Annotated in this window: 17 protein-coding genes and 1 pseudogene; 8 read left to right on the top strand and 10 right to left on the bottom strand. The window is 69.5% G+C overall.

Annotation, left to right across the window (positions count from 1 at the left end; translation table 11 throughout):
- Nucleotides 1-77: 77 nt before the first annotated feature.
- From ACFYWY_RS11320 to ACFYWY_RS11310, 3 genes are read right to left on the bottom strand one after another with little or no spacing between them, the layout of a single operon-like run.
- Entirely contained in the window at nucleotides 78-968 is an 891-nt protein-coding gene (locus ACFYWY_RS11320) for an SDR family oxidoreductase (RefSeq protein WP_389183272.1), read from the bottom strand.
- The gene (locus tag ACFYWY_RS11315) at nucleotides 965-1,894 is read right to left on the bottom strand and encodes an alpha/beta fold hydrolase (RefSeq protein WP_389183269.1); all 930 of its coding nucleotides are present in this window, start codon (nucleotides 1,892-1,894) and stop codon (nucleotides 965-967) included. The genes ACFYWY_RS11320 and ACFYWY_RS11315 overlap by 4 nt, the downstream gene beginning before the upstream one ends.
- Complete coding sequence (locus ACFYWY_RS11310) at nucleotides 1,891-3,450, bottom strand: flavin-containing monooxygenase (protein ID WP_389183266.1); 1,560 nt, start codon at nucleotides 3,448-3,450, stop codon at nucleotides 1,891-1,893. Before ACFYWY_RS11310 ends, ACFYWY_RS11315 begins: the two co-directional genes overlap by 4 nt.
- Before the next feature lie 181 nt (nucleotides 3,451-3,631).
- On the opposite strand from ACFYWY_RS11310, the gene ACFYWY_RS11305 reads away from it, so the two are divergent.
- On the top strand, nucleotides 3,632-4,312 hold the full coding sequence (locus ACFYWY_RS11305; protein WP_389183771.1) for a MerR family transcriptional regulator: 681 nt from the start codon (nucleotides 3,632-3,634) through the stop codon (nucleotides 4,310-4,312).
- Between the two features lie 52 nt (nucleotides 4,313-4,364).
- Here ACFYWY_RS11305 and ACFYWY_RS11300 read toward each other — a convergent pair whose 3' ends face one another.
- Nucleotides 4,365-5,162 carry an exodeoxyribonuclease III gene (locus tag ACFYWY_RS11300; protein ID WP_389183262.1) on the bottom strand — a complete coding sequence of 266 codons (798 nt, stop codon included), beginning with the start codon at nucleotides 5,160-5,162 and terminating at the stop codon, nucleotides 4,365-4,367.
- Nucleotides 5,163-5,223: 61 nt separating this feature from the next.
- On the opposite strand from ACFYWY_RS11300, the gene ACFYWY_RS11295 reads away from it, so the two are divergent.
- Together ACFYWY_RS11295 and ACFYWY_RS11290 are read left to right on the top strand one after the other, a co-directional pair.
- Entirely contained in the window at nucleotides 5,224-5,709 is a 486-nt protein-coding gene (locus ACFYWY_RS11295) for a GNAT family N-acetyltransferase (RefSeq protein ID WP_389183259.1), read from the top strand.
- Nucleotides 5,710-5,819: 110 nt separating this feature from the next.
- On the top strand, nucleotides 5,820-6,797 hold the full coding sequence (locus ACFYWY_RS11290) for a trypsin-like serine peptidase (protein WP_389183256.1): 978 nt from the start codon (nucleotides 5,820-5,822) through the stop codon (nucleotides 6,795-6,797).
- 33 nt (nucleotides 6,798-6,830) lie between these two features.
- Here the strand turns inward: ACFYWY_RS11290 and ACFYWY_RS11285 are convergent, their stop codons facing one another.
- Together ACFYWY_RS11285 and ACFYWY_RS11280 are read right to left on the bottom strand one after the other, a co-directional pair.
- On the bottom strand, nucleotides 6,831-9,116 hold the full coding sequence (locus ACFYWY_RS11285; RefSeq protein WP_389183253.1) for an MMPL family transporter: 2,286 nt from the start codon (nucleotides 9,114-9,116) through the stop codon (nucleotides 6,831-6,833).
- A gap of 176 nt (nucleotides 9,117-9,292) precedes the next feature.
- Nucleotides 9,293-9,910 carry a TetR family transcriptional regulator gene (locus ACFYWY_RS11280; RefSeq protein ID WP_389183250.1) on the bottom strand — a complete coding sequence of 206 codons (618 nt, stop codon included), beginning with the start codon at nucleotides 9,908-9,910 and terminating at the stop codon, nucleotides 9,293-9,295.
- A gap of 104 nt (nucleotides 9,911-10,014) precedes the next feature.
- Here ACFYWY_RS11280 and ACFYWY_RS11275 point away from each other — a divergent pair, with 104 nt between their 5' ends.
- The 3 genes from ACFYWY_RS11275 to ACFYWY_RS11265 all read left to right on the top strand — a co-directional run bounded on the left by ACFYWY_RS11275 (nucleotide 10,015) and on the right by ACFYWY_RS11265 (nucleotide 12,744).
- A complete protein-coding gene (locus ACFYWY_RS11275) occupies nucleotides 10,015-11,610 on the top strand; it encodes a CocE/NonD family hydrolase (RefSeq protein WP_389183248.1) in 1,596 nt (531 codons plus the stop codon).
- Between the two features lie 29 nt (nucleotides 11,611-11,639).
- On the top strand, nucleotides 11,640-12,086 hold the full coding sequence (locus tag ACFYWY_RS11270) for a DUF6069 family protein (protein ID WP_389183245.1): 447 nt from the start codon (nucleotides 11,640-11,642) through the stop codon (nucleotides 12,084-12,086).
- Between the two features lie 190 nt (nucleotides 12,087-12,276).
- Nucleotides 12,277-12,744 carry a cupin domain-containing protein gene (locus tag ACFYWY_RS11265; RefSeq protein ID WP_389183242.1) on the top strand — a complete coding sequence of 156 codons (468 nt, stop codon included), beginning with the start codon at nucleotides 12,277-12,279 and terminating at the stop codon, nucleotides 12,742-12,744.
- Nucleotides 12,745-13,158: 414 nt separating this feature from the next.
- Here ACFYWY_RS11265 and ACFYWY_RS11260 read toward each other — a convergent pair whose 3' ends face one another.
- The 4 genes and pseudogenes from ACFYWY_RS11260 to ACFYWY_RS11245 all read right to left on the bottom strand — a co-directional run bounded on the left by ACFYWY_RS11260 (nucleotide 13,159) and on the right by ACFYWY_RS11245 (nucleotide 16,310).
- Nucleotides 13,159-13,542, bottom strand: a complete 384-nt coding sequence (locus tag ACFYWY_RS11260; RefSeq protein ID WP_389183239.1) for a hypothetical protein — start codon at nucleotides 13,540-13,542, stop codon at nucleotides 13,159-13,161.
- Between the two features lie 822 nt (nucleotides 13,543-14,364).
- Nucleotides 14,365-14,629 (bottom strand): annotated as a pseudogene (locus tag ACFYWY_RS11255) (flavoprotein); the annotation flags it as partial.
- 39 nt (nucleotides 14,630-14,668) lie between these two features.
- A complete protein-coding gene (locus ACFYWY_RS11250) occupies nucleotides 14,669-15,220 on the bottom strand; it encodes a hypothetical protein (RefSeq protein WP_389183236.1) in 552 nt (183 codons plus the stop codon).
- Between the two features lie 49 nt (nucleotides 15,221-15,269).
- Nucleotides 15,270-16,310: a peptidoglycan DD-metalloendopeptidase family protein gene (locus ACFYWY_RS11245; protein ID WP_389183233.1), complete on the bottom strand. Its 1,041-nt coding sequence runs from the start codon at nucleotides 16,308-16,310 to the stop codon at nucleotides 15,270-15,272.
- 322 nt (nucleotides 16,311-16,632) lie between these two features.
- On the opposite strand from ACFYWY_RS11245, the gene ACFYWY_RS11240 reads away from it, so the two are divergent.
- Both ACFYWY_RS11240 and ACFYWY_RS11235 read left to right on the top strand, forming a co-directional pair.
- Nucleotides 16,633-17,457 carry a hypothetical protein gene (locus tag ACFYWY_RS11240; protein ID WP_389183230.1) on the top strand — a complete coding sequence of 275 codons (825 nt, stop codon included), beginning with the start codon at nucleotides 16,633-16,635 and terminating at the stop codon, nucleotides 17,455-17,457.
- A 13-nt stretch (nucleotides 17,458-17,470) separates the two neighbouring features.
- Complete coding sequence (locus tag ACFYWY_RS11235; protein ID WP_389183227.1) at nucleotides 17,471-17,836, top strand: hypothetical protein; 366 nt, start codon at nucleotides 17,471-17,473, stop codon at nucleotides 17,834-17,836.
- Nucleotide 17,837: the final 1 nt, after the last annotated feature.

Below are 17,837 nucleotides of genomic sequence, written 5' to 3'. Positions count from 1 at the left end.
GTGAGGAGGGCGAGGGCCAGTACGCCCCCTGCGCCTCGACACCAGCCTGGCACGCCGGGACATGCCTCGCATTTCGATCACTGGCGCTGCGTACTCGCCGCCCGCGCCGCCTCGTCGGCCGCTCCGCCCGCCCCCACGAGCCCCTTTCCGACCCCCCGCAGCCGCGGTTCGAAGCGCCGCATGTCGCGCTGGCCGACCGTCCCGATGAGCCCCGGCAGATGGCCACGCACCGACTGCATACCGCGCAGCCACCACTGCGCGTACACATGCGCGGACCGTCGCTCGATCCCGGCCACGATCCGGTCCACCGCCGGGCCCAGCGGATACGTACGGTTCGCCGGCCAGGGCAGCCGCTGCCGCAGCTCCCGCATCACCTCGTCCTGGTCGGCCCCGCGCACCATGTCGGTATCCGTCCAGGACAGATAGCCGACACCCACTCGCACGCCCTTGTGCCCGACCTCAGCCCGCAGGCTGTGGGCGAAGGCCTCGACGCCCGACTTGGACGCGCAGTACGCCGTCATCATCGGCGCCGGCGTGATCGCGGCCAGTGACGCGATCTGCAGGAAGTACCCCCGGCTCTCCATCAGCACCGGCAGGAACGCCCGGCCGGTGACCGCGCTCCCGATCAGATTCACCTCGATCACCCGCCGCCAGGCGGCCGGATCCGAGTCCGCAAAGGGACCGCCCGACGCCACGCCCGCGTTCGCGACGACGATGTCGACCTTGCCGAAGCGCTCCTTGACCTCCTGCGCGACCTGCTCCATCGCCTCGTGGTCGGTCACATCCGCATGCCACCAGTCGCTCTCGGTGTGCAGCCTGCCCGAGACCTGCTTGAGCTCGTCCGGCTCGAGGCCCACCAGCGCCACCTTCGCGCCGCGCGCCGAGAGCTTGCGGGCGAGCAGCTCGCCCACGCCCCGCGCCGCGCCGGTGACGACCGCGACCTGTCCTTCCAGGCTGGTCCTGCTCATGCGGCCCTTCCTTCTTTCGCCTTTGCGTCCGCCGTTGCGTCCGCCTTCGCTTCCGCGTCCGCGTTCACGTTCACGTACGTAGCCACCAGCTCGCGGATCTTCGCGGTGACGGCCTCCGGGGCCTCCACCGGCGTCATGTGCCCCATCCCGGCGAGCTCCACCAGCTCACGGCAGTCGGGCAGCTCCGCGGCCAGCCGCCGCGCGTGCGCCATCGGGGTGAGCCGGTCAGCCGTGCCCGCCAGCACGACCGTGGGCACCCGCAACTCCCGTACACCCACGTCGAGATCGAGCTCCGCGAGCACATGCGCCCAGGCCACCCGGGACGACCGAGGGCAGGCGTGCACGATACGGGCGCACTCCGCGACCCGGTCCGGCGCCGAACCAGGGCCCATCGTCCCGTACTTGAGGATCCGCTTGGAGAACGGCGTCACGGGTCCGAGCGGGGCCCGCGCCCCGAGAATCATCCGAGTGATCCGGGTCCGCAGCCGCCCGGCGCGCATCGGCAGCAGCAGCGACTCCTCGACCAGCCGCGAACTGCCCGTACTGCACAGCAGCACCGCGGCCGCGTGCTCCGCGAAGGCCGCCCGCCCGGACGCCGCCATCAGCGTCATCCCGCCCATGGAGTGGCCCACGAGCAGGGTCTTCTCGCCCGGAGCCAGTACGGCGCCGAGCACCGCTTCCAGGTCGTCGGCGAGGACGTCCGTACTGACCGCGGCGAACGGGGTACGGCCGTGGCCGCGCTGGTCGTAGACGACGACCCGGTGGTCGCCGGCCAACTCCCGTATCTGCGCGGCCCAGAAGAGCGTGGAACAGGTCCAGCCGTGGGCGAGCACGACGGCGGGCGCGCCGTCCGGGCCGTACACCTCGACATGGATCGGCGACCCGTCGGCGGAGACAGCTGTCACAGTCCGGCTCGGCCGGCTCATCGCACGGCCTCCGCGGTCTCGGTAGCGGCACCCGCGGTCTCGGCAACGGACCTGGCAGTGGTCTTGGCCGACGCGTCCTTCGCCGGCGCCCGTACGACCTCGTACTCCGCGAGGTTCACCCCTCGCGTCGCGCTGCGGAACTCCCTTGTCGTCCCCGGCCAGATGGTCGTGTTGCGCCCATTGGCGTCCAGGTACCAGCTGGTACAGCCGCCGGTGTTCCACACCGTCCGCTTCATCCGCTCCTGGACCCGCCGGTTCCAGGCCCCCACGGCTGACGGCCTGGCGTCGAGCGCGGCGCGGCCGCCCAGCACATTCAACTGCCGCATGTAGTCGGCCATGTAGTTCAGCTGCGACTCGATCATGAGGATCATCGAGGAGTTCCCGAGGCCCGTATTGGGGCCGATGATCGTCATCCAGTTGGGGAAGCCTGCCGCGGTGGCGCCCCGCAGCGACTCCATCCCGTCCTTCCATGCCTCCGCGAGCGTGATCCCGTCGGCTCCGACCACCCGGTCGGCGATCGGCAGGTCGGTCACGTGGAAGCCGGTGCCGAAGATGATCGCGTCGGCCTCGGCTTCCGTACCGTCGGCGGCGACGACCGTCGACCCGCGCACCTCCACCAGCCCCGAAGCCACCACATCCACATTGGGCTCGGCGAGCGCCGGGTAGTACTCGCTCGACAGCAGGATCCGCTTGCAGCCGATGCGGTACGAGGGCGTCAGCTTGGCCCGCAGGGCCGGGTCCTTGATGGCCTTGGCCATATTGGCCCTGGCGAGCGACTCGATGAACCCCAGCTGCTTCGGCCGCTTGGTGAACGCGCTGACCTGCAACTCCCTTATCCCCCACAGCAGTCCGCGACGAGCAGCCCCGGTGAACGGCAGCTGCCGGTGCAGCCAGCGCTCTGACCCGCTGATCGCGCGGTCCATCCGCGGCATCACCCACGGTGGGGTCCGCTGGAAGAGCGTCAGCTTTTCCACCTCCGGCTGGATCGACGGCACGATCTGGATCGCCGAAGCACCGGTCCCGATCATCGCGACGCGCTTGCCGCGCAGGTCGTAGTCGTGGTCCCAGCGGGAAGAGTGGAAGACCTTCCCCGGGAAGCCGGCAAGCCCGTCGATCTCCGGCATCTTCGGGTCGGACAGCGGGCCGGTCGCCGATACGACGACATCGGCGGTGAGCGTGCCCTGCGAGGTCTCGATCTCCCAGCGCAGCTCGTCGTTGTCCCAGCGCATCATCAGCACTTCATGGTCGAGGCGGATGTGGGAGCGGAGCCGGAAGGTGTCCGCGACGTGCTCCAGATAGGCGCGGATGTGTTCCTGCCCGGAGAAGGTGCGCGGCCAGTCGGGGTTGGGCGCGAAGGAGAACGAGTAGAGGTGCGAGGGCACGTCGCATGCGCACCCCGGATAGCTGTTGTCCCGCCAGGTCCCGCCGACCGAGTCCGCCCGTTCCAGGACGACGAAGTCGGTGATGCCCTCGCGGCGCAGCCGGACCGCGGCCCCCAGGCCGCCGAATCCGGATCCGATCACCGCCACCCGTACGTGCTCGTGCTGCTGGCCCATGCCGCCGCCTCCCGCTGGAACGTCATGACTGGAACGCCATAACCCTGCCAAACCCCGCCAGCAATCACTGGCATGATGGGGAGAGTAGAGCAGAGTCATACCGAGCGGTAGGGGCGGGACACGACAAGTTACCGGCGGTACAACATAGGCTTCCCCTGTGGCAGACGAACGCGAGTACCGCATGGAGGAGCTGGCCAAGGAAGCCGGCATCACGGTGCGCACTCTGCGCTTCTACCGCGAGCGCGGGCTCATCCCGCCGCCGCGCCGCGAGGGCCGTATCGCCTGGTACGACGAGCACCACCTGGCCCGGCTCCGTACGATCGCCGCCCTGCTGGAACGCGGCCACACCCTCAACGGCATCGCCGATCTCGCCACCGCTTTCGAGAGCGGCCGCGACGTCGGTGACGTCCTCGGTCTCGGCGCCCCCACCGAGGAGGAGCCGGTCCGCCTCACCCCCCAGGAACTCGCCGACTACTTCGAGGGCGAGGTCACCGCGGAGAACCTGGCGGCCGCGCTGGAACTCGGCTACCTGGCCACGGACGGCGACGAGATCGTCCACATCAGCCGCCGCCTGCTGGACGTCTCGTCCGCTCTGGTCCGCGCGGGCGTCCCACTGGCGACGGTCCTGGACGCGGGCCGGCGCGTCCGCGCCCACGCGGACGCGCTGGCGGAACTCTTCGTCGGGATCCTGCGCGCCCACACCCCTCGGGACGAGATGGACAGGCTGCGGCCGCTGGCGAAGAGCGTGGTGGACGCGGAACTTTCGATGGCGCTGGACCGGCGCCTGCGCGACACCTCGCCGTCCGGGGCCTCGGGAGCAGCCCCGACCCCGACCCCGACCCCGGGCGAACTCCCGTCCTAGGCTGCGGCGTCACGGCTTGCAAGGCCAGTCGGGCGGGGCTTCCTGCCGTCCGCTACAGGTCGTAGACCGCCGTCACCGGCGCGTGGTCGCTCCACCGCTCCCCGTGCGTCGCCGCCCGCTCCACCCACGCCTTCACCGCGCGCCCCGCCAGGCCCGCCGTCGCCACCTGGTAGTCGATCCGCCAGCCCGTGTCGTTGTCGAAAGCCCGACCGCGGTACGACCACCACGAGTACGGCCCCTCCTGGTCCGGGTGCAGCGCCCGCACCACGTCCACGTACTCCGCCTCGTCGAAGACCCGGGACAGCCACTCCCGCTCCTCGGGCAGGAAGCCGGAGTTCTTCTTGTTGCCCTTCCAGTTCTTGAGGTCCGCCTCCCGGTGCGCGATGTTCCAGTCCCCGCACACCACCACCTCGCGCCCGTCCGCCGCCGCGCGGGCCTTCAGTTCGCGCAGATAGGGCAGGAACTCGCCCATGAACCGGATCTTCTCGTCCTGGCGGTCCGTCCCCACCTCGCCCGACGGCAGATACAGGCTCGCCACCGTGACACCCGGCAGGTCCGCCTCGACGTACCGCCCGCTTCCGTCGAACTCGGCCGACCCGAAGCCGATCCGCACCGCGTCCGGCTCCCGCCGCGTGTAGAGGGAGACACCCGCGCGCCCCTTCGCCACGGCCGGGGCGTGCACCGTGTGCCAGCCGTCCGGCTCGCACACCTCGTCCGGGAGTTGGCGGGCCTCGGCCCGGACCTCCTGGAGGCAGATCGCGTCGGCGGCGGTGCCGGCCAGCCAGTCCACGAAGCCCTTCTTGGCCGCGGCGCGGAGTCCATTCACATTCACTGTTGTCACGGTGAGCATCCCGGCACCCTACCGAGCACCGCACCGGCGGTCCGCATTCGCATACCCGTACGATCTGCCCATGGATTTCCGCGCGACGCCGTTCGACCACCCCGACGCCGTCAAACTCAACGACCAGGTCCAGCTCGAATACGCCGAGCGGTATCAGGACGAGGGCGACGTCACACCGCTCGACCCCTCGATGTTCCTGCCGCCCGGTGGCCTCTACCTCCTCGCGTACGACGCTCAGGGCCGGCCCGTCGCGACCGGCGGCTGGCGCTCGCAGGACGCGAACCCCGAGGGCTACTCCGACGGAGACGCCGAGCTCAAGCGCATGTACGTGGTCCCAGAGGCGCGCGGCCTCGGTCTCGCCCGTCGCATCCTGGCCGCCCTGGAGGACGACGCCCGCACCGCCGGCCGTACCCGGATGGTGCTGGAGACCGGCATCATGCAGCCCGAGGCGATCGGGCTCTACACCTCGGCCGGCTATCTGCCGTGCACGAAATTCGGCCACTACCGGGAGTACGAGAGCAGCCGCTGCTTCGCCAAGCTCTTGTCGCGCCCCTGACATAAACGCGCTTCCCGTGGCACTCTGCCTCACGCACGCCGATCCGCACCGCCTCATCCCCCACCCTGCCCGCGCGGCAGCACGCGCGGGCACGGCAGAAGGAGACATGCGTGAGACGCCATCGCACCCCCGCCGGGATCCTGTTGACCGTCGCCACCCTGCTCGCCGGCGCACTCTCGGCCACCTCCGCCGGCGCGGCCCCCGCTCCCTCCCCCGCCCCCACCGTGTTCAAGCAGCAGCAGACGCAGGGCTTCTGGACCGCTGAGCGGATGCGCAGCGCCACCCCGCTCGATCTGCTGCCGCTGACCCGCGACGGGCTCAAGGCGCTGGGGACCGCCGAGCGCGGCGGCAAGGAAACCGTCATATCCCCCACCGCGCTCCCGCCCACCGCCGTCTCGCCCATGGCCTTCCCGCAGGCCGGCGGCCCGTGGACGGGTGGCGGCGCCGTGGTCAAGACGTCCGGTCGGGTGTTCTTCAGCTTCCAGGGGCGTACGGCCTCCTGCTCCGGCAATTCCGTCACCAGCCAGAACGGCAGCACCGTGATCACCGCGGGCCACTGCGTGAAGTACCAGGGCAGCTGGCACACCAACTGGGTCTTCGTGCCCGCGTACGACAACGGCCAGGCGCCGTACGGCCAGTGGTCCGCCACCAAGACCTTCGCCACCGACCAGTGGGCGGCGAGCGAGGACATCAACTACGACGTCGGCGCGGCCGTCGTCGCCCCGCTGGGCGGCAAGAAGCTCGCCGAGACGGTCGGCGCGCAGGGCCTGAGCTTCAACGGCGGCTACAACAAGGCGATGTACGCCTTCGGCTTCCCCGCGGCCTCTCCGTACGACGGCACGAAGCTCATCTACTGCAGCGGGAACTCCTCGAGGGACTTCCTGTTCTCGAAGGACCACAGCCTGGGCTGCAACATGACGGGCGGCTCCAGCGGCGGCCCCTGGTTCACCTCGTTCAGCGAGGCCACCGGCACCGGCCTGCAAGCCTCGGTGAACAGCTTCGGCTACGTCTTCCTGCCGAACCGGATGTTCGGGCCGTACTTCGGCAATGAGGCCAAGGCCGTCTACGACAAGGCCCAGATCTCCTGAGCCACTTGAGCCACTCGGTCCGGCGGGGGCAGCTCAGCCCCCGCCGGCCCGGGGCGCGGCCGCCGCCTCGTGCACGCCCTCGGTGTCCACATGCGGCAGGATCCGGTCCAGCCACCGCGGCGTCCACCAGGCGGCCCGCCCGAGCAGCGTCATCACCGCCGGCACCAGCAGCAGCCGCACCACGGTCGCGTCGATCAGCACGCTCACGGCGAGGCCGAGCCCCAGCATCTTCACCACGATGCTGTCGCTGATGATGAAGGCGGCGAAAACGCTGACCATGATCAGCGCGGCACAGGTGATCACCAGCGCGGTGATCTCCAGCGCGTGCGCGACGCTCGCCTTCGGGTCGCCGGTGCGCAGCCACGCCTCATGGACGCGGGAGAGCAGGAAGATCTCGTAGTCCATGCTCAGCCCGAAGACGATCGCGAACATCATCATCGGCACATAGCTCTCGACGGGCACCTTGCCCGACACCCCCAGCGCCGGGCCGCCCCACCCCCACTGGAAGACGGCCACCACGACTCCGTACGAGGCCGCGATGGAAAGGACGTTCAGCACCGCCGCCTTCACGGCGACCAGCACTCCGCGGAAGACGATCAGGATGATGACGAAGGCGAGAGCGACCACCACGGCGATGATCAGGGGCAGCCGGCTGGAGAGGATGTCCAGGAAGTCGACCTGGGCGGCGGTCGTGCCGGTCACATAGCCGTGCGCGGAGGTGCCGGAGACGGCGTCCGGCAGGATGTCGTCCACCAGCCGGTTGACCAGCTTTGTGGTGTCCTCGTCCTGCGGCGCCTGCTGCGAGTAGGCGGTCGCGACCAGTACGTCCCCGTCCTGAGTCGGCTTCAGCGGCGTGATCGTGGCGGCCCCCGGCACATTGGTCAGCGCCTGCTGGGCCTTTGCGGAGAGGGCCGCCCGGTCGGCCGGCGCCACCGAGGTCTGGTCGATGACGACGGTCAACGGCCCGTTGGAACCCGGCCCGAAGGCGGCCGACATCAGGTCGAACGCCCGCCGGTCCGTGAAGGACTTCGGATCCGCTCCGTCCCCGATATGGCCGAGCTGGATGGAGAACAACGGGATGGCGAGCACCGCGATGACGGCCACTCCGCCGGCCAGGAACTGCCACGGCCGGCGCTGGACGCGCCGCGCGTACCGGTGCCAGGTTCCGTGCGCCTCCTCACCCGGCTGGGCGTCCGCCTCCGCGACCGGCTTGCGCACCCGGTACTTGTCGATCCGCCGGCCGATCAGCCCGAGCAGGGCGGGCACGAGCGTGAGCGCACCGATGACGGCCGTGACGACGGTGACGGCGGCGGCCACGCCGAGTTTGGAGATGAAGCTGACCCCGGAGACGGAGAGTCCGGCCAGGGCGATGATGACCGTGCATCCGGAGACGAGCACCGCCCGGCCGCTGGTGGCCACCGCCTGGCCGGCCGCGTTCACCGGGTCCGCGCCGTCCATGAGGTTCTGCCGGTGCCGGGTGATCAGGAACAGCGCGTAGTCGATGCCCACGCCGAGGCCGATCATGGTGGCCAGCGTGGGTGAGACCGTGGCGAAGGTGAACGCGGCGGCGATCAGCCCGAGCAGGGCAAGCCCGCAGATCACGCTGATCAGCGCCGTCAGCAGCGGCACACCGGCGGCGAGCACGCTGCCGAAGCCGACGAGCAGGACCACGATCGCCACGGCGAAGCCGATCACCTCACTGGTCCGGTCGTCGGCGGGGGGCCGGGCCAGCTCACCCAGCGGACCGCCGTACTCCACATCCACTCCGGCGGCCCGCAGCGGCTGGACCGCCTCGTCCACCCCGTCGAGGTACGACTCCTCGAGGGTGGAGGGCTGCTTGTCGAAGCGGACGGTGATGTACGCGGTCGAACCGTCCGAGGACAGCGGACCGACGTTCTGACCGGACGGCTGCGGCGGTGGAGTGGCCCCGGCGGAAGGCAGCGGATTCTGCGCCGAGATCACATGCGGCAGCTTCTGCAGATCGCCGATCGTGGTGGACATCTGCGAGCCGTAGGCGGTGAGCGGGTTCGAGGTGTCGTGCAGAACGATCTGGCTGCTGTAACCCCCGGCGGAGGGCTGGTGCTTCTCGAGCACGTCCAGCCCCTCCGTCGACTGGACGCCGGGCAGCGAGAAGTCGTCGGAATACTCACCGCCGTACGTGTGATGCAGGATCTGAAGGCCGACGAGCGCGACCAGCCAGCCGACGAGGACGAACACACAGCGGCGGGCGCACCACTCACCGAGCCTGCGCAGGAGCCCCTTACGGGGCGCGGGTTCGGACAGGCGGGAGGTCTGCGGCGGCAGCTCAGCCTTCGTCATGCGTCTCTCCCGACAAGGGACCGAAGCGGACGTTCCGCATTAGAAGTCCGATTCGCCGGGACGGCACGCGCAACGGTCGGGCACCACGACGATGCGCAAACGGCGCCTTGACGGATCCGAGGAGCAGGCAGGGGGCGATCAACCGTGTGACAGAGCCGCTTACTGGACAGGCCCGGTCAGCTCAGCCTCCAGCCGTCGCCGAGCTTCGTGGGCAGGGGGTCGGCGAGGTAGTGCTGGATGGTGGGGGTGAGGAGGTCGGTGACGGTGTCGGCGGGGAGGGTGGCGATGTCGCCCACCTGCCAGATGTAGCGATTCATGACCATGCCGACGATCTGGGTGGAGATGAGGCTGGCGCGCAGGGTGCGTTCGGTGTCGGGCAGGCCATGGGAGACGACGGCCAGGACGAGTTCGGAGAACAACTGCCGCAGGCGGTGCATGGCGGCGGGTTCCTGGGCGGCGGTGAGAATGATGGAGCGCAGGATCTCGGCGGTGGCGGGGTCTTCCCACAGGCGCAAGGTGGCCTGCACGAACGCGCGTCCGCGCTGGTGTATGGGCTGCTCGGCGGCGGCGGCCACGGCTGCACCGAACGCCTCGGGGGGTTGCATGACCGCTTCCAGCAGCCCGGTCTTGGTGCGGAAGTAGTAGTGCACCAGGCCGGGGTCGACGCCGGCGTCCTGGGCGACCGACCGCAGTGAGGTCGCGGCGTAGCCACGGGTGGCGAAGCATCTGCGGGCGGCGGCGATGATCTTGTCCGCCTGCTCTCCGCGCTCTCCCCGGGGACCTCGCCCAGTCACACCGCATCACCTTCCGTAACAGGTCAGAGAAGGGACTTCCGTCCGCGACAGTTTCATCATACGCTGAAATTAGTTTCCACATGTGAGGAAATTAGGAGTCGGTCATGCACGCGCTCAAGGATGAGTGGATCACGGCGTCCGACGGCGTCCGGATCTGCGTCGATGTGTACCTGCCCGACGGGGACGGCCCGTTCCCCGCGTTGTACGCGGTAGCGCCCTACCAGAAGGACCTGCTGTACCTGCCGGCGGTGTCGATATTCCGGTACATCGAGACCGGCCCGATCGACTACTGGACCGGCCACGGCTACGCGGTCGTGATCGGCGACCAGCGCGGCACCGGCAGGTCCGAGGGGGAGTTCGAGCTGTTCGGGCCCGCCGAGCAGCGCGACTTCTACGACACCATCGAGTGGATCGCCTTCCGGCCCTGGTCGACCGGGAAGGTGTCGATGATCGGGGAGAGCGCCTACAGCGTGAACCAGTGGCTGGCCGCCGCGCAGCGCCCGCCGCACCTGACCTGCGCGCTGGTCTACAGCGGGTTCACGAACCTCTACCACGACGCGGTCTACCACGGCGGGGTCTACTCCATGGGGTTCGTCAACTTCTGGTCGACCGACCACCTCCGCGCCAGCGCCACCATCGGCGGCGGCGCCCCGCCCCGGCCCGGCGGCATCACCGCCGACATCATCGGCATGACTCTGGACCGGCCCGTCGTCGACGACTGGTGGGACCAACGAGCGGTGAAGGTGGAGGACATCGATGTCCCGGTGCTCAACATCGCCTGGTGGTACGGCGTCGGCCTGCACCTGCGCGGTCAGCTCGACGGCTACGAACGCCTCAAGGGCACCGACAAGCGCCTCGTCGTGCTCGCCGGCATCGACAGCCACGAGCGCTACTACCAAACCGAGTTCCTCGACACCTACATCCGCCCCTGGTACGACCACTGGCTCAAGGGCATAGGCAACGGTGTCATGGACGGCCCGCCGGTCCGTATCCAGGTCGGCAACACCGGGAGCCAGCTGCGGGCGGAATCCGAATGGCCACCCCAGCGCGCCGTGCCGACCACGTTCTACCTGCACCCCGAACCCGCACACGCCGTCCGCTCACTCAACGACGGCAGCCTCACCACCACCCCGCCCGCCCAGCCGGCCGGCGAGCCGACCGTCTACGACTACCCCAACCCCGAGTGGACGGTGGGCACCACCGTCATCACAGACGGCATCCCGCAGCCCACCCGCGGCATCCTCACCTTCACCACCCCGCCGCTGGAACACGACACCGAGGTCACCGGGAAGCTCACCCTCGTGCTGTACGCCGAGTCCGACCGGACCGACACCGACTTCCACGTCAAGGTCTCCGAGCAGAAGGCCGTTCCGAGGCTCAAGGCGGCCGTCATGCGCAAGGTCGCCAAGAACGTACCGCCGCCCTCCGCGATGGTCACCCGCGGCTGGCTGAAGGCCTCCCACCGCACCCATCCGCCCCAGCCGATCGAGCCGGGGACCGTCGTCCGCTACGAGATCGAGGTCTGGCCGACCTCCTACCTCTTCCCCAAGGGCAGCCGCATCCGCCTGGAGATCGCCAATGGCGACTCCCCGGTCGCCGACGGCCTGTTCCACCACTACTACGGCCACCAGGTGGGCCGCGACCTCATCCACCACGACGCCGACCACCCCTCCCACCTCATCCTGCCCGTTATCCGCTGACCCCCACCTCTTCCAACGGAGCAACCACCATGGCCACCACATCGTCTGCACCGAGACCATCCGCCCGCCGCCTCGCCGAAACCAACGTCCGGGTACTGCGACCGGCCGCCATCGGCATCGCTCTCCTCGCGAACCTCGCGTACGTGCTCGTCCTCACCGACGTCGCCGGGTACGACCTCAGGACTCCCGCTGTGCTCGGCCGGCCGGCCCAGTCCATCCAGATCAGCGTGGTGATTGCCGCCTCCGTCGTCCCGGCGATGCTCGGCTGGGGACTCCTGGAGCTGCTGGAACGATTCGTCCCACGGCGGGCCACCGTCATCTGGGAGGCGCTCACGGCTCTGGTGTTCGTCGCCAGCCTTCCCTACAACGGGGCCGGCGTCACAACGTCCGACCAGCTCCTGCTGGCCCTGATGCACCTGATCGTCGGCGCGGCGGTGATCCCCGCATTCGTGATCACGTCACTGCGCCGATCCTGACGCCCGGCTCAGGCCATCCGAAGAGCTCGTGGTGCGATCGCCGGCGTCACCAACGACGTCTGCAGCGTCTACCCCATGCTTACCGCCCTTCAACAGGCCCCCGCGTCCAGGTCGTCGCCGACGCCGGCGTCGGCCTCCTCCCCGCCTGACTCGCCCAACGCGAGCAGCCGCACCCACCCCGGAGTCCGCCATGACCATGGCCTACCTCGCCCAACCCGACCAGCAGCAGACCCTTGAATGGCTCGACGGCGGGCTGTTCACGATCCTGCTCGACAGCCAGGCCACCGAAGGACAGCTCAGTGTCGGACGGTTCGACATCCACAAGGGCGAGGCCCCACCCTTCCACCTCCACACCCGCGAGGACGAGGTGTTCCTCCTCCTCAAGGGCGAGGCACTCGTGTGGGTCGGAGACGAACGCCACGAACTTTCCGAAGGCGGCGTCGTCTACCTGCCCCGCAACATCCCCCATAGCTACCGCATCACGTCCGACCGAGCAGACCTCCTCCTCATCACCACCCCCGCGGGCATAGAGGAAATGTTCCGGCACGCCGGACGCGACGTCACCACCCCCCGCCCCGACGGGTTCGAGATCACCAAAGCCAAGCTCGCCGAAGCCGCCGCCCTGCGCGGCAACCGCATCATCGGACCACCTCGCTGACCATCCGCCCTCACCGCGTCCGCCCCCACCCGCCGTCCCGCATCCACCGCGTGACGGCCCGCCGATACGTCGAGCCACGAAGTTCGGCGGGCCACCGCTGCACCCCAGCACGTTGAACCGGATACGCGCGCGTCCAGCGATGGCCCCGGCGCCTCCCACGCACCCGAACCACCCCGAACCCCAGGCCAATGTGCCAGGCAACCGCCCCCGGCCCCGCCCGCGTTCGGACACCACCTCGAACAGACCCCGGAAACGCCGAGATCCCGCCCGATCTAAGTGATCGGACGGGATCTCGTGTTGGTGTGGGCCGTTCGCGGGTGGGTCTGAGCTGGGGGTACGCCGCAGTTCGCAGAGCGCTTCCCAACAACAGGAACGCATTTTCCCACGTCGATGCACAATGCACGCAAGTCGCGGTCAGGTTGGGGCCTGTCCTGTGGGTCGTGGTATTTGCGGTGGCTCGGGTGGGGGACTGGGCTCCAGGTGGCGCGTCAGCTGATCGCCCATGGTGGGTGTGGCCGGGCCGGGGGTGTCGAAGCCTAGGTGGGAGGCGAGGTCGCGTGCATGGTGGCGGGCCGCGGCTTCCAGCACCGTGGCGTAGGCGTCGGCGGCGCCTCGCAGGCGGTGCCTGCTCGTTACGGCCAGGGCAGCGGCGATCAGGGCCGCTGGCCACCATCGAGAGGCCAGCGGAAGGTAGAGCAGCGCCCAAGCGGCCAGGGTGGCTGCCCGGGTGGCGGCGGCGCGCGCGGTGGTGGCCTCGATGCCCCGGCGGCGGGCATCCGGGGGTAGCCGTCCTGTCACATTGCAGTGCCGCGGTGCTTGTGGAACCTCATGCGCTGTCTCCCGCTGCGCGGCAGGAGGGAAGTCGGGCAGTTCCGGAGTGCAAGCCCTGCAAGCAGGGGCCTCCGTTTCGTGCCTCGCAGCGGCAGCCCTGTCTGCCTCACGCACGGCTACGCTTTGCCTGGTTCGGCCACAGCCGACGGGTGTAGGCGGATATGCACTGCCCTGGGCAGACGGCGTCCAATCCTGGGGCCCACAGGTAGTGGTAGTCAGGGAGCGACACAGGCTTGCCGCCAGAAACAGGGAGCACGGTAGTAGTGCGACAGGGGCAGATACCCCCCGAGTGTGCCCACAGACTTGATGTCTTTGGCCAAGCGCGATTGCCGGGGGGTGGTTGGGCAGGCTAGCGGCAGCGATACGTGTCCCTCGCCCTACCTTGTCACTCGTGCCGGGTAGGGCGTCCCGACGGCAGGGCAGATCCTGCGGTGAGTGTGAGAAATATGCTGTCGTAACCGCCCAATGATCTCGCCGGGGCTGCCAGGCCCACGAGCAACAGCTGCCGCCACCGTCGCGGGAGCGGTAAGAAGAGCCGAGAGCGGCCGTAGGCCGCGGTGCCCCAGCGGTCGGTGGCGTGGAGCAGGGTGAGGTTGCCGCGTACGACTCCAGCCAGGATCGCGAGCAGGATCAGAAGGGGGATCGGACCGGGCGCGAGGGCAAGTGTGGCGGTTGTGGCTCCGCCTGCTGCGATCAGGACGGCGGTGCGGGCAGTGACTCCGGTATAACGGGCAAACGTGGCGTAGAGTGTGCGGCCCAGCGTCTGTCCGGCGCCCCACCAAGTCCCAGCGCCCATCCCGCGGTTGTCGAGTCGGCGTCACGTTCAGTGAGCAGCTGTGTGAAGGTCGGGGCCCGGCCGTAGGACTTCATGTCGACGAGGTAGACGTCCTTCTCCGGGCGGGAGAGCTCATTGACGCCGTGCGGGTAACACGGTGCCGCAGGAGTGGACGTTGGGGTCGATCAGCGGGGCCAGTTCGATGGGGGCCTGGAGGCGTTCGTCCAGGCCGAGGCGCAGCTCGTCGAGGAACGAGAGCTCGGGGTGGAAGCCGGTCAGCGGACTCCTCGCATGGAGCCCGTACGACCCGGCGATCGGTCAAGCGGATGAGCTGGCGGTCAACGAGGTGAGCCGCCGACGTGTTCGGGCGGCGAGGGGAGCATCGGGACCGTAGAGATCGGTGACAGTGGCGAGCAGGTCGCCTCCGAGTCGTACGGAGTCGGCAGTCGGCAAGGCGCGCCAAAGGCTGTAGACGAGCAGGGTGGCGTGCTCGGTGTCCGGGTGGTCGTTGCCCTGGACGGCGGCGCGGAGCCGGGCCGTGTGCAGGTACCAGCCCACGGCAGCGGAGTGGTCCTCAGCGAGATGCGCGATGTGCGCACGGACTTCGCGGATGTGGACGGTGTGCAGGTGGGATTCGCCGTACTGGGCGGTGATCTCCTCGTCCAGCCGGTGGGCCTGCGCGGAGGCTTCGGCGTGCTGTCCGGCGGCTGCGGCGGCCGCGATCGCCGACAATTGCTCGTGGACCGTCCGGGGCACCTCCTCCACCGGCGCGGCGTAGGGAGACGCGGCAGCCGGTTGCGGGGCGCCGCTGGACTCCCAGAAGGCTGGGGTGACCGTGCCCCAGGGCTGGTAGAGCTCCTCGTGCCGCACGGCAAGGCTCCCTACCGGCGACGGGCGAGGGCTCAGGTCGGCTCCCATGTCAGACAGTCACCCCGTGTTTGCGAAGGTACGGGATCGGGCTGATGTCCGATCCATAGGCCGGACCTGTACGGGCCTCGAAGTGCAGGTGCGGCCCGGACACGTTACCGGTCGCGCCGGAGAGCCCTATCTGCGTTCCGCCTGCGAGCTTCTGACCGGCCTTCACGTTCACCTTGGAGAGGTGGGCGTACTGGGTGTAGACGCCGTCGTCGTGGCGGATGACGACCTGGTTCCCGTACGCGCCGCCCGGCCCGGCGGTGACGACCGTGCCCGGCCCGGCCGTCGTGACCGGTGTGCCGACCGGGACGACGAAGTCGATGCCGGTGTGATAGCCGCTGGACCACATGGGTCCTCGCTGGCGGTAGGGAGTGGAGGCGGGCGCGTTGACCGGTACGGTCCAGCCCGCAGAGGATCCGCCGCCGGAGGCGGCCATCTCCGCGGACATCGCCATGATGTTTTTGACGTAGTGATAGGTCTGACCTTGGGCGAAGGACTCCGGCGGCACACCACGGTACTGATCGACCCGGCCCCAGCCCGCGTTGTAGCCGGCCAGCGCTTGTTCGATCGGGCTGCCTCGGTATTCGGGGTGCTTCTTGCCCTTCTTCAGCAGTGAGCACATGAAGTCGGCCTGGGCGGGGATCGCGTCCTCCGGGTCCCATACGTCCTTGCGGCCGTCGCCGTTACCGTCCCGGCCCCAGGTCTGCCACGTTCCGGGCATGAACTGAGCGATGCCCTGCGCGCCTACTGACGATCCGGCGTCCGGTCGGAAGCCCGACTCCTGCTTCAGCTGGGCCGCCAGGATCGCCGGCGGCAGTCCCTGATCGCACGAGGCGGCCGCGTTCATGATGAGCGGCGCGTACTTGGCCGGCACTCCGTTCTTGCCGCCGATCCGCAGTCCGCTGCCTGTCGGCTCCTGTGCTCCGCCGCCTCCGCCCTTGTCGTCGTCGAAGGCGGCCACGAGCATCACCACCCCCACCCCGAGCGCCACGGGCGTCATGACGAGTCCGGTGGCCACGACGGCCACCACGCGCTTGATGCCCACCCAGTCCCCCTCTGGCCTGGCTTTTGAGTTTGCTCCCCGAAAGGCAATCTCGCGGCCGACCCTGCACGGGTTCAAGCCCTTCGGAATACGTTATCTTGCGTGACACTATGCCATCTGCGCTTACTAGTGGGACTGTTGAGAATTCGTTTAGTCGACGTACACCAGCTCCATGTAAGGTCTACGTGCAGTCTGCATGGGCTCGCGGGGGCCTGATTTATTAGCGCCTGCGAATCTTTGCAGCGTATTTAACGGGGGAATAGTGGGGAAAAGGGGTGTTTTTGCGCCCGTATTGCCGGATGGGGCACGTCTGGTGCTGCCTGTCATGGCAGCAACAGGCGGAAGCGGGCGCTCAACTGTCGCGAATCTGCTGGCCTGTGGGCTGGCGGCGTCGGGGAGCACGGTTGTGCTGGACACCGCTCCGCGGCTCTCCTCGCCGTGGCCTGCCTGGACGTCCGAGCAGGCAGCCGCGGGGCTCGCCTCGCTGCCCGCCGACCGGCCGCTGGCTCGTTCCCGGGTGCACGGCGCTGCCGCCCACCGGCCCGGTCTTGCCAACGGCAGCTGGCAGGTCCTGACGGACGGCCGGGACTGGCACAGTGCCCCGCTCGCTCTGCCGCAAGCGCCCGCGGCCTGGTACCAGTTGGCCGCAATCGGCGGCTGGCAGAGCGTCATCGCCGACTCCACGCACCCCGTGGCCCACGACGTTCTCGCCGCACGCTGCGAGAACCGGCAGGGCCTGACACGCGGATGGTGCGACGTGCCCTTCGCCATACCGGTGCTCTGCGCGGCCGCGACCGCCAGCGGCATCCAGGCGCTGCAGCAGGCCGTGATGGCCCTGCACGCCGAAGGCCTGCCGTTGCAGCGCACCGTCGTTGTGCTGGTCGGCACCAACGACGGCCGCCCGCCGGCCGTCGCGCGCGCAGGGGCGACCATGCTCGCCCCGCGCACCCACGCGGTCGTTCAGCTCCCCCACGACTCCCACATTCGCGCCCACGGGATGCGCGAGCCCGACCGGCTGCGCTCCCGGACCCGGCAGGCCGCCGCGACGCTCGCGTCCGCCGTCCTTGCCGCGGCGCACGCCACCTGGGGCCAGCCGCTGCCTCCGGCCGCTCGACCCCGCCCGCTTTCCGTTCCAGTCCCCGCCCTTTGACGAGGTGTCCGCCATGAGCCAGATCCTGGAAACCCTGAACAACGTCGCCGCCGACCCTCACTGGCAGCTTCTTGCTGCCGACGACCCGAAGAAGGACGGCGGCGGAGGCCCCGTGCCCGGAGTGGTCCCCGCCCTGCCGGCCGAGGTCAACAATCCCGTCAAGCAGATTCTCGGCTGGACAGCCGGCCTCGGGTTGGCAGGCGCGGTCCTCGGTGGCCTGCTCGGCTGGGCCTTTGTTGCCGTCGGCCACAACACCGAACGCGCCCAGCTCGCCGCCCGCGGCAAGCAGGGCGTCCTGTGGAGCTTGATCGGTGCGGGCGGCATCGGGGTGACGAGCGCCCTCGTCCTGTCCTTCTACAACATGACGAAGGGCGGCTGAC

Origin of the sequence: Streptomyces sp. NPDC002870 (assembly GCF_042888505.1) — a bacterium.
In the GTDB taxonomy this organism is placed as follows: Bacteria; Actinomycetota; Actinomycetes; order Streptomycetales; family Streptomycetaceae; genus Streptomyces.
This window is presented reverse-complemented; position numbering and strand designations above follow the sequence as displayed.